Genomic DNA, 13,243 nt, shown 5'->3' with positions numbered 1-13,243 from the left:
GGCCATCCGTGCGTGGGGGTCGCGACCCCCACGCACGGAGTCAGTCAGTCAGCTCAGCTCAGAGCCTTCCAGAAGCTCGGTCACCAGGGCGGCGATCGCGGAACGCTCGGAACGCTGCAGCGTCACATGCCCGAACAGGCTGTGCCCCTTGAGCGTCTCGATCACGCTCGCGATGCCGTCGTGACGCCCGACGCGCAGGTTGTCCCGCTGACCGACGTCGTGCGTCAGCACCACCCGCGAGTTCTGTCCCATGCGGCTCAGCACCGTCAAGAGCACATTGCGCTCGAGCGACTGCGCCTCGTCGACGATGACGAAGGAGTCGTGCAGCGAGCGACCGCGGATATGCGTGAGCGGCAGCACCTCCAGCATCCCCCGCGCGATGACCTCTTCCAGGACGTTCCCGGACACCACCGAGCCGAGCGTGTCGAAGACCGCCTGCCCCCAGGGGCTCATCTTCTCCCCCTGGTCGCCGGGGAGATAGCCGAGCTCCTGCCCGCCCACCGCGAACAGCGGACGGAAGACGAGGATCCGCTTCTGCTGCTGACGCTCGAGCACCGATTCCAGGGCGGCGCACAGGGCGAGCGCCGACTTGCCGGTGCCGGCCCGACCGCCCAGCGACACGATCCCCACGTCGGGGTCGAGGAGCAGGTCGATCGCGATGCGCTGCTCCGCGGAGCGACCGTGCAGACCGAAGACCTCACGGTCGCCGCGCACCAGCCGGAACTCGCCGTCCGAGACCACCCGCCCCAGCGCCGAGCCGCGCTCCGACGTGATGACAAGGCCCGTGTTCACCGGAAGCCCCCGCACGCTCTCGCTCGTGCCGATCTCGGTCTCGTAGAGGTCGCTGATCTCGTCGCCGGAGAGCGCGGCGGTCGCCACCCCCGTCCAGCCGGAGTCCACCGCCTGCTCGGCGAGGTACTCCTCGGCGTTGAGCCCGAGCGAGGCGGCCTTCACGCGCATCGGGAGATCTTTCGAGACGACCGTGACGTCCTCCCCCGTCTGCGCCAGGTGCACGGCGACGGCCAGGATGGTCGTGTCGTTGTCGCCGAGACGGAGCCCGGCGGGCAGCACCCGGGAGTCGGTGTGCGCGAGTTCGACGCGCAGGGTGCCTCCTGCCCTGCCGACGGTCACGGCGTCGTCGAGCCGACCGTGTTCGATGCGCAGGTCGTCGAGGTGGCGCAGCGCGCGGCGCGCGAAGTAGCCCAGCTCCGGGTCATGGCGCTTCGCCTCGAGCTCGGAGATCACGACCACCGGAAGCACGATGGCGTGCTCGGCGAAGCGGAAGAACGCCTCAGGGTCGCTCAGCAGCACGGAGGTGTCGAGCACGTACGTGCGCAATCCCTCCGGTGTGCCGGATACGTCGAGATCCACGTCGGCCGGATGCAGCGAGGCATCGGGGAAGACGGTGTCGGATTGCGGTGCGATACGTGCGGTCACGGCCTGCTCCCACCCCGGGGTTCTCCCGGTTCTCGACGAGTCGGCCAGGCCACGAGTCGCGATGCTGCCGAGCCGACTCGACCGGGCGATATGCCCGATGCCACGACGCTAAGCCCGTCAGCGCTCCGTGTCGAGCCCCGACACGCGCCGCGTGGATGACCGGAAGGTGAACGAGTGCGGACGCGAGCGCGTGCCGCGCGGCTCAGCGGCCGAACCGACGGTCGCGGTCGGCGTAGTCGCGGATCGCGCGGAGGAAGTCGACCTGGCGCAGATCGGGGCCGAGCGCCTCGACGAAGTAGAACTCGCTGTGCGCGCTCTGCCACAGCAGGAAGTCGCTCAAGCGCTGCTCGCCGCTCGTGCGGATCACCAGATCGGGGTCTGGCTGGCCGCCGGTGTAGAGGTGCTCGCCGATCATCTCGGGCGTCAGCTGCGCTGCCAGGTCTTCCATTGTGCCGCCCCGGCCGTCGTGCGCGGAGATGATGCTGCGCACCGCGTCGACGATCTCGTTTCGGCCACCGTATCCGGCAGCGAGGTTGACGTGCAGACCACTGTGGTCTCGGGTGCGCTCCTCCGCCTCGCGGAGGACCCTGGCGAGCTCGGGCGGGAGCAGGTCGGCGCGCCCGACATGCTTGACCCGCCAGTTCTCCTCCCAGGAGAGACCGTCGGCGAGCTCTGCGATGATCTCGATGAGCGCTTCGATCTCCGCGGAATCGCGCTTGCGGATATTGTCGGCAGAGAGCAGGTACAGCGAGACCACCCGGATTCCGAGCTCATCGCACCAGCGCAGGAACTCCCGCATCTTGGCGGCACCGGCACGGTGCCCGTCGGCGGGGGAGCTGAGACCGAGCTGACGCGCCCAGCGCCGATTGCCGTCGATCATCATCGCCACATGCCGGGGCATCGCCGCCGGGTCCAGTCGACGCCGGAGCCGCGATTCGTAGAGCCAGTACAGCGGCCCCCGGCCTTGTCCCCCGCGTCTGCTCACAGGCCTACGCTACCGTCCGAAACCGCAGCGCATCCGACTTTGAGGACATGTTCCGCATACGGAATACGTCGCGTCCTAAAGTGTGCGTATGAGCGCGTCCCCGTCATCGCCCGACCACCCGACCGACGCGGACGGCATCCTCGATTCCGGCGATCTGGGTCCCGACATGCCGCAGCTCCCGCTCATCGAGGCGGCGGGGGAGGCGGAGGTTCGGCCGAGCTGGCGCGGGTGGATCCACGCCGGGACGTTCCCCGTCGCGATCGCCGCCGGAGTTGTGCTGATCGCGCTCGCACAGGGGGGCGCGGCAAAGGCCGCCGCCGCGGTGTTCATGGCCACCTCGCTGCTCCTGTTCGGCAATTCTGCGCTGTACCACCGCTTCGACTGGAAGCCTCGCGTCAAAATCGTTCTCAAGCGCATCGACCACGCCAACATCCTGCTGCTGATCGCCGGGACCTACACCCCGCTCGCGACCCTCGCGCTCCCGCCCGGCAAAGGGGCGCTGCTGCTGACGCTGGTCTGGTCCGGCGCGATCCTCGGGATCCTGTTCCGGGTCTTCTGGATCAACGCACCACGGTGGCTCTATGTCGCGCTCTACCTGCTCCTGGGCTGGGCCGCGGTGATGTATCTCGGCGATCTCCTGGCCGCCAGCGTCGCGATGATGGTGCTGGTGATCATCGGCGGCCTGCTGTACACCGTTGGTGCGGTGATCTACGCCACCAAGCGTCCGAATCCGTGGCCAGGGCACTTCGGCTTCCACGAGATCTTCCACGTGTGCACGGTGCTGGCGTTCCTGTGCCACTGGACCGCGTGCCTGCTGATCTCGCTCTCCCCCGTCACGCCCTCCCTCGGCGCTTAACCCCCTCCCCTTTCCTTCTCCCCCGCCTTCGCCCTCGGGGTGCCGAGGGTGAGTGCGGGTGCGGGTGCGGGGCCAGGGCTAGGGCCAGGGGCTAGCCCTTCACGGCGCCGGAGACCAGGCCGGAGGTCATGCGACCCTGCACGATCACGAAGAAGATGATCACCGGGACCGCGACGATCGTCGAGGCCGCCATCACCTGGCCCCAGTCGATCGCCTGGGTCGAGCTCTGCTGCACGAAACCGCGCAGCCAGAGCGGGAGCGTCTTGTTGTTCTCCATGATCACGAGGGCCACCGTGAACTCGTTCCAGCACTGCAGGAACGCGAACACCCCCGACGCCACGAGGCCCGGCGCCAGCAGCGGCAGAGTGATGCGCAGGAAGGCCTGGGTGCGGCTCAGACCGTCGATCATCGCCGCCTCCTCGAGCTCGGCCGGCACACCGGCGACGAAGCCGCGGAGCATCCAGATGGTGAACGGCACGACCGCCGCGACATAGAGGATGCTGAGACCGAGCACGTTGCTGAGCAGCCCGAGACTCGACATCATCTTGTACTGCGCGATGAACAGCCCCTCCGCCGGCAGCATCTGGATCAGCAGGATGGCGACGATGAAGGAGACGCGCCCGCGGAAGCGGAACCGGCTGATCGCGATCGACGCGAGGAAAGCGAACGTGAGGCACACCGCGACGGACAGGAGCGTGACGGTCACGCTCACGCCGAGCGCGGCGAAGAAGCTCGGGGTGAGCACGCGCTCGAAATTGCTGAGGGAACCGCCCGCCGGGAAGAACGTCGGGGTGAAGGCCTCGAGCGTCGCCGTCGACAGCATCGAGGAGTTGATCATCCAATAGACGGGGAATGCCCACACCAGGGCGAGGACGAGGGCCAGCAGGCTCAGCAACCACTTGCCCGGGCGGAACCGCCGGCGGGTGCGCACCCGGCTGCCGGACGCGGGGACGGATGACACGCGGTCACCCTGCACGAGAGTCGTCATCACTGCGTCTCCTCCTTGACCAGGCCCCGCACGTAGAACCAGCTGAGGGCGATCGTCAGCGCGAGCACGAAGATCGACATCGCCGCTCCCCCGCCGTAGTCGAATCCGGCCACGCCGGTCTTGTAGATGAACGTGCCGAGCAGGTCGTAGTCGGTCGATTTCGGTCCGGCGTCCTGCAGCAGCGTGATCTGCGCGAAGACCCGCAGATCCCAGATCAGGTTGAGCAGCAGCACGATCGCGATCACGGGGTTGAGCACCGGAAAGACGATGAAGCGGAACCGCTGCATCCCGTTGGCGCCGTCGAGGTGGCTGGCTTCGAGCACCTCGCCGGAGACCTGCGTCAGGCCCGCATACGCGGAGAAGGCGACGAACGGGACCGACATCCAGATGATGATCACCGACGCGACCGCGAAGAACAGCAGCGGGCTCCCGCCGATCCAGTTGAATCCCTGCATATCGACCCCTGGCAGCAGGCTCAGGAGATAGTTGACCACCCCCCGGCGGCGGTCGAACAGCCAGATCCACACGGTCATCGCGGCGATCACGGGCATCGCCCACGCGAGCAGCAACGCGATCTGGAGGATGAAACGCATCGTCGCGTGCACCTTCGTCATCAGCAGCGCCAGGAGCACGCCGACGACCACCGTGATGAAGGCGGTGATGAGGCAGAACAGCACGGAGCGGAGGACGACGTCCCAGAACACCGGGTTGGTCGCGATCGCGACGTAGTTGTCGAACCAGATCCACTCCGGCGCCTTGCCGCCGAGCTGCTGCATCGCGCCGAACTTCTGCATAGACGTCACGACCTGCCAGTAGACCGGGTATCCCATACCCGCCAGCAGGACGACGACCGCTCCGGTCAGCAGCAGATAGGGCGCAGAGCGCGCCAGGCGTGACGGGCCCTGCCGGGCGGCGGATGTCGTCATCGTGGTCCTTCTCTCGATCATCGGTGCGGTCCGCCGGCACGCTGCGGGCATCGGGGGCGCGTGACGTCGCGGTGCGTCCGAGGGACATTCTCGTGCGCCGCGGGCTCGTGGTCACCCGGCGGCGTGACGGGCGCGCTCGCTCCGCGGCGGCGGAACGGGGGCCGGAACGATGGTCCCGGCCCCCGGAACGGCGTGTCAGCCGTTGATGATGGCGTCGATCTTCTTGTCGTACTCCGCCGCGAGGTCGGTCACGTTCCCGCCGTCGGCGACCTTGCCGAAGAACTCCTCCAGGATGCGCTGGCCCTCCACGGCTGCCCAGCCGGGCGCTGCCGGGGTGAGCTGCGAGCCGAGCGCCGAGGCGATCAGCGCGGTGGCGAACTGGTCGTCGCCGAGGGCGGAGACGAAGTCGGTGTTCGCGGGCCCCAGCCCGTTCTCGCCCAGGAGCGTCTGGTACTCGTCGGAGAAGATGATGCGCAGCAGTTCCTTGGCCCCCGCCTGGTTCGGGCTCTTCGCCGAGATCGCGATGTTCGATCCGCCGGCGAAGACCGGTGCCACGGTGCCCTCCTCGAGGCCGGGCAGCGGGAAGACGCCGAACACGTCGTCATTCCACTCGCGCACCTCTGAGCCGTCCTTGTCGCCCTGGTAGTCGCCGATCGACCAGTGCGCCCAGCCGGGTGCGATGATCGTGGCAGCCGTGGGCTGGGCGCCGTTCTTGTCGTTGTTGATGTTGATCCAGGGGGTCGAGTCGTCCTCGGTGACCGGGGCGTTGGACGCTCCGGCGAAGATCTCCTGGAACTGCTCCAGACCCGCGATCGACTTCGGGTCGGACAGCGTCGACTTCCAGGTGTCGCCGTCCTTCTGCGCGAGCTCTCCGCCGTTGGCGAAGATCCACGAGATGCCGTTGCGCCAGTCCTGACCGCCGATATAGAAGCCGGCGTGCTCGGGGCTCTTGAGCGCGATGACCGAGGCGTTGAACTCGTCGAGGGTCTTCGGCACCTCCAGGCCCGCGGCGGACCAGAGGTCCTTCCGGTAGGTGATGTAGCGCGACCCGAAGTAGTACGGCAGCGCATACTGCTTTCCGTCGACGGTACCCACCTCGACGAACGACTCCAGCAGCTTGTCGCCGCCGAGGTCCTGGTAGATCGGGCTCAGGTCGGTGAAGGCTCCCGCGGTGGTGAAGGTCGGCGACCAGGTGTTGCCGATCTCCGTCACGTCCGGCGTGTTCTTGGCGTCGGGCAGCTGGTTGCTGAGCTTGGTGAGGGCGTCGCTCCAGTCCTGCTGCTCGATCGTGAGGGTCCCGCCGGTCGCGGCGGCGTACTGCTCCACGAGGTACTCGCGGGCCACCTCTGGGGTGTCCCCGCCCATCACCCAGAACGTGATGTCCTGGCCCTTGGCGCCTTCCGGGTCGAATCCGGTGGACTCGGCGGGCGCCTCCCCGCCGCCGGAGGTGCAGCCGGCGAGCGCGACCGCGGCGACGGTGATGAGCGCGATGGCGCTCAGCTTCTTCTTCATCCCTGACTCCTGACGTCGGTTCGTGTGGCGGCGTGTGCTGCCGGCCGGTGGGATGTCGCGCTGCGCCCGTCTCTGCGACAGGGTGCGGGTGCGCCATCCTTGCCGACCTGTTTGTTAGTACACCTCACGAACTAATTGAATGCAAGGGGTGTCAGGGGATCGATCGACCAGTTTTACCGAACCGTTATGATCAGTGCGCGCGCGGCGCAGAACCGTCCCGGGGCTCCTCCGGAGAGATATCCGTGCGTGCGCTGCCCTCCGCGGCCGCCGCGATCGCAGCCTCCTCCGCGTCCAGCTCCGCACGGACCTCCTCGCGGTAGCGCACCCGGCGAAGACGGCGCTGCATGTCCCAGACCAGGACGAAGACACCGAGCACCAGCACGCCCATAGCGAGGAACCCGACCGGTCCTGGCGTCACGAGGGACGGGTCGACCGTCGGGGTGGGCGTGGGCGATACCGCCAGAGCAGCGATCACGTGCCACATGTGTAAGACCCTTCCGTCACCGCGCGTTAGCCTGGAGGTACCAGCCTAACGATCGGATCGATGCGTCGTGACCACTCCCCCGGACGTCTATGAGGACGAGATCGAGGCGGACGACCCCTCTCCCCGCACGGGCGGCCGCGGAACACGGGCCGGCTGGATCGTCGGCGGCGTCATGCTCCTGGCCGTGGTCGGCTTCGGGGTATGGACATCGTCGCTGGACGCGACCAGCCAGGTGGACGTGGATGGCACCGCCTTCGCCCTCGTCGACAAGCACCGCATCGACCTCACCTTCCAGGTGACCGCTCCGACCGACCGCACCGTGTACTGCGCCCTGCAGGCGCAGGACGAGGACTTCGGCGTCGTGGGGTGGAAGGTCGTCGAGCTGCCGGCGTCGGATCGACCGCTGCGCACCTTCACCGAGCCCATCCCCACGGTCGCCGAGGCGACCACCGGTTTGGTGTACTCCTGCTGGCTCGCCTAAGATCGGTCGCGAACGACGCCCCGGGAAATGACCGGGGCGTTTTGCCATATCCGCGAGGCTGACGCCGCACGGCGCACACCAGCGGAGTGTACTCAGAGAAGGATTGATCGCCATGTCGAACGACACTCAGGTGCCCTTCCTCACGCAGGAGGCTTACGATCGGCTCGCCGCCGAACTGGAGCACCTCTCCACGGTCGGGCGGGACGAGATCGCCAAGCGCATCGAGGCCGCCCGCGAGGAAGGCGACCTCAAGGAGAACGGCGGATACCATGCCGCCAAGGACGAGCAGGGCAAACAGGAGGCGCGCATCCGCACGCTGCAGGACCTGCTCAAGAACGCCAAGGTGGGCGAGGCCCCGCAGAGCAGCGGCGTCGTGGAGCCCGGCACGGTCGTCACCGCGATCGTCGCGGGCGGCGAGGAGCGGTTCCTTCTGGGCAGCCGCGAGATCGCCGCGGGCTCCGACCTCGACGTCTACAGCGAGGCGAGCCCCCTGGGCACCGCGATCGTGGGGCTCAAGGTCGGCGGCAAGACATCGTACGAGGCGCCCAACGGTCGGTCGATCGCGGTCGAGATCGTGAACGTGGAGACCTACACGGGCTGAGCCCCTCCGCGCCGCGCCTCCCGCGCGCGCCGCGCGCGTGTGCCGCGCGCGTGTGCCGCGCGCGTGTGCCGCGCGCGTGTGCCGCGCGCGTGTGCCGCGCGCGTGTGCCGCGCGTATGCCGCGCGTGCCGAATCACCAGGATTTTCAGGCCCCCGGGGGCCTGAAAATCCTGGTGATTCGGCCGGTCGGCCGGAGGCCGGCCACGCGGATCGACCGGTTCGGTGCCTACCTAGTCCTCCACGACCATCGGCGCAAAGCCCGCGTCGCGCAGGGTCGCCAGGGTGAGCTCGGAGTGCTCCGGGCCGCGCGTCTCGATGCTCAGCTGCAGCACGACCTCGCTGACCTGCAGACCCTGCCCGTGCCGGGTGTGCATCGCCTCGATCACGTTGGCACCGGCCTGCGCAAGCAGCCGCGACACCTCGGCGAGCTGGCCGGGACGGTCGGGCAGCGGGATACGGATGGTGAGGTATCGTCCGGACGCCGCCAGCCCGTGCGACACGATGCGCTGCAGCAGCAGCGGATCAATGTTGCCTCCCGAGAGCACCGCCACCGTCTTGCCCGTCCCCGTGACCTTGCGCGACAGCAGCGCCGCCACGCCCACGGCGCCCGCCGGCTCGACGACGACCTTGGACTGCTCCAGCAGCAGCAGCAGAGCGCGGGCGATGTCGTCGTCGGAGACCGTGACGACCTCGTCGACGAGGTCGCTGATGATCGCGAAGGGCACGTCGCCGGGCCGGGCCACCAGGATCCCGTCGGCGATCGTGGGCTGGGTCTCGATCTCGACGGGGACGCCCGCTTCGAGCGAGGGGCCGATCGCAGCGGCGTTCTCCGCCTGCACGCCGATGACGCGCACGCTGCGCCCGCGGCGCGCCGCCTCCGCCTTCGCCGCCAGCGCCAGGCCCGCGATCAGGCCGCCACCGCCGATGCCGACGAGGATGGTGTCGAGATCGGGCACGTCCTGCATGATCTCCAGGCCCAGGGTGCCCTGACCGATCACCACGTCGCGGTGGTCGAAGGGGTGGATCATCACCGCTCCGGTACGCTCGGCGAACTCCGCGGCGAGGCGGAGCGATGTCGCGACCGTCTCCCCCTCCAGCACCACCTCGGCGCCATAGCTGCGAGTGGCGAGGAGCTTGGGCACCGGGACGCCGAGGGGCATGAAGACGGTCGCCGGGATGCCGAGCGCCTGCGCCGCCAGAGCAACGCCCTGGGCGTGGTTGCCCGCCGATGCCGCAACGACACCGCGCGAACGCTCCTCCGCGGTGAGCCGGGACAGGCGGTGCGTGGCGCCGCGCACCTTGAACGAGCCGGTGCGCTGGAGGTTCTCCATCTTCAGCAGCACCGGCGCTCCGACGATCTCCGCGAGCGGACGCGATGGGAGCACCGGGGTGTGGGAGATCACGTCGGCGAGGCCGATCGCGGCCTCCTCGATCTCGGCGAGCGTCGGGCGCGGGGCGGTCGGTGCGTCGGGGTGTGCGGTGCTCATCGGGTGCGGCCTGCCTTCGTCTTCTTGTCACGCGTCGTGGTGTCTCGCACGGTCTTCTCCCGCGGCACCGTGCTCCAGATCATGTCGCCCCCCGGCACCGACCCGGTACGCCAGGACCCGGAGCTGATGGTGAGCGCGAAGACGTTCACGAACGCCGCGAGCGGCACCGCGAACAGCGCGCCAGGGATGCCGGCGATCATCGCGCCGCCCGCGACGACGAGCACGACGGCGAGCGGATGCACCTTCACCGCGGCGCCCATGAGGATCGGCTGCAGAATATGCCCCTCGAGCTGCTGCACCCCGAGGACGACCACGAGCATCCAGATCGCGATGATCGGACCGTTGTACACCAGGGCGAGGAACACCGCCAGCGCTCCCGTGACCACGGCTCCGACGATCGGGATGAACGAGCCGAGGAAGACCAGCACGGCCACCGGTATCGCCAGCGGCACACCGAGGAGGTAGGCGCCGAGGCCGATGCCCACGGCGTCGATCGTGGCGACGAGGAGCTGCGTCCGCGCATAGTTGACCACAGTGCCCCAGCCGTTGCGGCCGGCGACGTCGACCGCCTGGCGAGCCCGCCGCGGGAACATGCGGAGGGTCCAGCGCCAGATGCCAGCACCATCGGCGAGGAGGGTGATCAGGATGAACAGCGCCAGCACCGCGCCCGTCGCGACGTGTCCCGCGGTCGTCCCGATCGCGAGGGCACCAGACCACAGCAGCTGAGCCTGCTCCTGGACGAGGGCGAAGCCCTGATCCAGCCAGGACTCGATCTGCTCCGGCGAGACGTGGAGCGGCCCGGAGATCAAGAACTCACGCAGATCGGCGATCCCGGTGCTGGTGCGCTCACGCACCGACGGCCACTCGTTGACGACCTGCCAGCCGACCAGCCAGAACAACCCGGCCACGACCGCGAGCGTGCCGATCAGCGCGATGATGATCGCGAGCCACCGCGGCACCCGCTTGCGCAGCATCAGCTCGAACAGCGGCCACAGCAGCGCGGTCACCAGGATCGCGACGAGGAGCGGGATCACCAGGAGCTTGAGCTGGATGATGAGCCAGATCAGGATCGCGGCCGCGCCGGCGATCACGATCAGCCGCCACGCGAAGGCCGCTGCCGTGCGCAGTCCGCTCGGAACGGCCTGATCGACGTCGGTGGTCACGTTCCGGTTGCGGATCAGATCACGCCACCCCGGTCGGCTCTGCTCGTTCACTCGCCCATTGTAGAGGCCGCACACGGCGGTCTCCGGCGAACGAACGGATGTCCAGGCGGATGCAGGACACGGGGCGCGCGGACGGTGTCGGAGGGGGGCGATACGCTGGCGCGATGCCGCATCCCCGTCCTGTTCTCGGCGCCGCGGAGGCGCGTCGCGTCGCCCTCGCTGCACAGGGGTTCACCCGGCCCCGCCCGCAGACCCCGCAGGCGCGTCATCTGCACGCCGCCATGCGCCGGCTGGGGGTCCTGCAGATCGACTCGGTGAACGTGTTCGCCCGCTCGCACTACATGCCGATGTTCTCACGGCTGGGCGCATACGATCCGGGCCTGCTCGACCGGGTCTTCCTCGCGCCGGAGGGACGGCACGCTGGTCGCTACGTGGAGTACCCCGCGCACGAGGCGACGTTCATGCCCGTCGAGGACTGGCCGCTGTGGCGCTTCCGCCGCGCGGCCTTCGCCGAGAGGTTCCGTGCCGGCGGGCGCGGCGTGACGCCGCAGACCCTCGATTGGATCCGCGATGAGCTGCGCGGCCGCGGCCCCTCCCGGCCCGCCGAGATCCGCGGCGACGCCCCACGCGCCGGGGGCGGATGGTGGAACTGGGATGCGGTGAAGGAGGGCCTGGAGATCCTCTGGCGCACGGGCGACGTGGCGGTCTCCGGCCGGCGCGGCTTCGAGCGCATCTACGCCCTGGCCGCTGACGTGATTCCGCCCAGCATCCGCGAGCAGGAGATCTCCGATGACGACGCCATCCGCGAGCTGGTTCGCCGGGCCGTGCGATCGCATGGCGTCGCCACCGCGGCCGACGTGGCCGACTACCCGCGCCTGCGAGACCGCGCGCGGGTGCACGCATCGCTGGACGACCTCGTCGACGCGGGAGAGATCGCACCGGTCACCGTGCGCGGCTGGGAGCGCGGCGGACGGCCGATCCCGGCATGGCTGCACGCCGATGCCGCGATTCCGCGGCAGGTGAGCGGCGCCGCACTGCTCACCCCGTTCGATCCGGTGGTGTGGTTCCGCGACCGTGCCCTGCGTGCGTTCGGTCTCGACTACCGGATCGAGATCTACACGCCGGCCGCCCGGCGCCGGTACGGCTACTACTGTCTGCCGGTGCTGGTGGGAGACCGCATCGTCGCGCGCGTGGATCTGAAGGCCGATCGCGCGGCATCGGCCCTGCAGGTCCAGGCGGCCTGGTGGGAGCCGGCCGCCCATGCGGAGCGTGCCCATGCCGCCCGGCGCGGGCCGGACGCCGAGGCGATCGCCGGCGAGCTGCGCCTCGCCGCCGCGTGGCAGGGTCTCGATCGCATCGTCGTCGCGGAGCGCGGCGACGCGGCAGACGAGCTGCGCGGGATCCTCTCGGCTCTCGGCCGCTGAACCGGCCAGCACGTCATCTCTCGTGCCGGCCGCAGAGCCCGGGCTGAGGCTGTCAGCACAGACCCCAACTCAGGCAAGATCCACGTGCGGACGCCAGCGGCGCGGCTTTCGGGGTCGGCCCCCGAGTATTGCCTGAGTTCGGTTTCGGGCGGGGCGGGGCCGGTTAGAACTGCACCCGCGGGGGCTCGGCGATGGCCGCACCGTTCACGACTTCGAAGAACTCCCGGTCGGTGAATCCGAGGCTGCGGGCGAAGAGGTTGTTCGGGAAGATCTTGATCTTGGTGTTGAGCTCGCGCACGCCGCCGTTGTAGAACCGGCGAGACGCCTGGACCTTGTCCTCGGTGTCGACGAGAGCGTGCTGGAGCTGGAGGAAGTTCTGGCTCGCCTGCAGCTGGGGATAGGCCTCTGCGACCGCGAAGAGGCTCTTGAGCGCCTGCTGCAGATGCCCCTCGGCCACGCCGGCTTCGGCGGGGGTGGCCGCCGAGATGGTCTCGGCCCTGGCGCGCGTGACGTTCTCGAAGACGGCCTTCTCGTGCGAGGCGTAGCCGCGCACGGTCTCGATGAGGTTCGGAACGAGATCGGCGCGACGCTTGAGCTGGACGGTGATGTCGCTCCAAGCCTCATCGACGCGCACGTTCAGCTGCACGAGCGAGTTGTACGTCACCCAGAGGTAGATGCCGGCGAAGACCAGCACGGCGATGATGATGATCGCGGGGATCAGGAATTCCATGGGTGCGCACCTTCCCGTTTGCCCCCTATCCTACGTTCGCCCCCTGCTCGCATGCTGGGCGGCCGCTGTGGTTTCGCCGCGCGTGAGCCGCACGGATGCTCCTATGGATGTCAAGGTCGGGTGAGGACGTAGTAGATCTCGCGGGCGATGAGTCGTTTGAGGCAGCGGAT

At 69.0% G+C, this 13,243-nt stretch carries 13 protein-coding genes; 4 read left to right on the top strand and 9 right to left on the bottom strand.

All coding sequences use genetic code 11. The features are described 5' to 3' along the window. Positions 1 to 48 precede the first annotated feature (48 nt). Positions 49 to 1,386, bottom strand: coding sequence for an RNA 5'-3' helicase PhoH2 (phoH2, locus tag AC3RXY_RS09790; protein ID WP_491510970.1), 1,338 nt, complete (start codon positions 1,384 to 1,386; stop codon positions 49 to 51). Positions 1,387 to 1,639: 253 nt separating this feature from the next. Beyond that, positions 1,640 to 2,422 carry an isoprenyl transferase gene (locus AC3RXY_RS09785; protein ID WP_491510729.1) on the bottom strand — a complete coding sequence of 261 codons (783 nt, stop codon included), beginning with the start codon at positions 2,420 to 2,422 and terminating at the stop codon, positions 1,640 to 1,642. 166 nt (positions 2,423 to 2,588) lie between these two features. Between AC3RXY_RS09785 and trhA the strand changes: the two genes are divergently transcribed. Continuing rightward, the gene (gene trhA / locus AC3RXY_RS09780) at positions 2,589 to 3,278 is read left to right on the top strand and encodes a PAQR family membrane homeostasis protein TrhA (protein WP_491510969.1); all 690 of its coding nucleotides are present in this window, start codon (positions 2,589 to 2,591) and stop codon (positions 3,276 to 3,278) included. Positions 3,279 to 3,369: 91 nt separating this feature from the next. Here the strand turns inward: trhA and AC3RXY_RS09775 are convergent, their stop codons facing one another. The 4 genes from AC3RXY_RS09775 to AC3RXY_RS09760 all read right to left on the bottom strand — a co-directional run bounded on the left by AC3RXY_RS09775 (position 3,370) and on the right by AC3RXY_RS09760 (position 7,188). Beyond that, complete coding sequence (locus tag AC3RXY_RS09775; protein WP_491510728.1) at positions 3,370 to 4,266, bottom strand: carbohydrate ABC transporter permease; 897 nt, start codon at positions 4,264 to 4,266, stop codon at positions 3,370 to 3,372. Further along, complete coding sequence (locus AC3RXY_RS09770) at positions 4,266 to 5,192, bottom strand: carbohydrate ABC transporter permease (protein ID WP_491510727.1); 927 nt, start codon at positions 5,190 to 5,192, stop codon at positions 4,266 to 4,268. Before AC3RXY_RS09770 ends, AC3RXY_RS09775 begins: the two co-directional genes overlap by 1 nt. Positions 5,193 to 5,387: 195 nt before the next feature. Next, positions 5,388 to 6,704 carry an extracellular solute-binding protein gene (locus AC3RXY_RS09765; RefSeq protein WP_491510726.1) on the bottom strand — a complete coding sequence of 439 codons (1,317 nt, stop codon included), beginning with the start codon at positions 6,702 to 6,704 and terminating at the stop codon, positions 5,388 to 5,390. Positions 6,705 to 6,894: 190 nt separating this feature from the next. Then, a complete protein-coding gene (locus AC3RXY_RS09760; protein WP_491510725.1) occupies positions 6,895 to 7,188 on the bottom strand; it encodes a hypothetical protein in 294 nt (97 codons plus the stop codon). Between the two features lie 67 nt (positions 7,189 to 7,255). Here AC3RXY_RS09760 and AC3RXY_RS09755 point away from each other — a divergent pair, with 67 nt between their 5' ends. Next, positions 7,256 to 7,669 carry a DUF4307 domain-containing protein gene (locus AC3RXY_RS09755; protein ID WP_491510724.1) on the top strand — a complete coding sequence of 138 codons (414 nt, stop codon included), beginning with the start codon at positions 7,256 to 7,258 and terminating at the stop codon, positions 7,667 to 7,669. A gap of 112 nt (positions 7,670 to 7,781) precedes the next feature. After that, positions 7,782 to 8,270 carry a transcription elongation factor GreA gene (greA, locus tag AC3RXY_RS09750; protein ID WP_491510723.1) on the top strand — a complete coding sequence of 163 codons (489 nt, stop codon included), beginning with the start codon at positions 7,782 to 7,784 and terminating at the stop codon, positions 8,268 to 8,270. Positions 8,271 to 8,499: 229 nt separating this feature from the next. Here greA and ilvA read toward each other — a convergent pair whose 3' ends face one another. After that, the gene (gene ilvA / locus AC3RXY_RS09745; RefSeq protein WP_491510722.1) at positions 8,500 to 9,756 is read right to left on the bottom strand and encodes a threonine ammonia-lyase; all 1,257 of its coding nucleotides are present in this window, start codon (positions 9,754 to 9,756) and stop codon (positions 8,500 to 8,502) included. Beyond that, positions 9,753 to 10,970, bottom strand: a complete 1,218-nt coding sequence (locus AC3RXY_RS09740; protein WP_491510721.1) for an AI-2E family transporter — start codon at positions 10,968 to 10,970, stop codon at positions 9,753 to 9,755. The genes ilvA and AC3RXY_RS09740 overlap by 4 nt, the downstream gene beginning before the upstream one ends. A 113-nt stretch (positions 10,971 to 11,083) precedes the next feature. On the opposite strand from AC3RXY_RS09740, the gene AC3RXY_RS09735 reads away from it, so the two are divergent. After that, entirely contained in the window at positions 11,084 to 12,343 is a 1,260-nt protein-coding gene (locus AC3RXY_RS09735) for a winged helix-turn-helix domain-containing protein (RefSeq protein ID WP_491510720.1), read from the top strand. 163 nt (positions 12,344 to 12,506) lie between these two features. Here AC3RXY_RS09735 and AC3RXY_RS09730 read toward each other — a convergent pair whose 3' ends face one another. Beyond that, positions 12,507 to 13,073 (bottom strand): LemA family protein, encoded by a 567-nt coding sequence (locus AC3RXY_RS09730; protein WP_491510719.1) that lies wholly within the window; start codon positions 13,071 to 13,073, stop codon positions 12,507 to 12,509. Positions 13,074 to 13,243: the final 170 nt, after the last annotated feature.

The organism is Microbacterium longlingense (assembly GCF_058349825.2).
The sequence above is the reverse complement of the archived record's forward strand: the minus strand, read 5'-3'. Positions and strand labels throughout refer to the sequence as shown.

Coding starts and splice junctions, on each gene's coding strand:
- trhA (WP_491510969.1), top strand. CDS start 2,589: ATGCCGCAGCTCCCGCTCATCGAGGCGGCGGGGGAGGCGGAGGTTCGG.
- AC3RXY_RS09775 (WP_491510728.1), bottom strand. CDS start 4,266: ATGACGACTCTCGTGCAGGGTGACCGCGTGTCATCCGTCCCCGCGTCC.
- AC3RXY_RS09770 (WP_491510727.1), bottom strand. CDS start 5,192: ATGACGACATCCGCCGCCCGGCAGGGCCCGTCACGCCTGGCGCGCTCT.
- AC3RXY_RS09765 (WP_491510726.1), bottom strand. CDS start 6,704: ATGAAGAAGAAGCTGAGCGCCATCGCGCTCATCACCGTCGCCGCGGTC.
- AC3RXY_RS09760 (WP_491510725.1), bottom strand. CDS start 7,188: ATGTGGCACGTGATCGCTGCTCTGGCGGTATCGCCCACGCCCACCCCG.
- greA (WP_491510723.1), top strand. CDS start 7,782: ATGTCGAACGACACTCAGGTGCCCTTCCTCACGCAGGAGGCTTACGAT.
- ilvA (WP_491510722.1), bottom strand. CDS start 9,756: ATGAGCACCGCACACCCCGACGCACCGACCGCCCCGCGCCCGACGCTC.
- AC3RXY_RS09735 (WP_491510720.1), top strand. CDS start 11,084: ATGCCGCATCCCCGTCCTGTTCTCGGCGCCGCGGAGGCGCGTCGCGTC.
- AC3RXY_RS09730 (WP_491510719.1), bottom strand. CDS start 13,073: ATGGAATTCCTGATCCCCGCGATCATCATCATCGCCGTGCTGGTCTTC.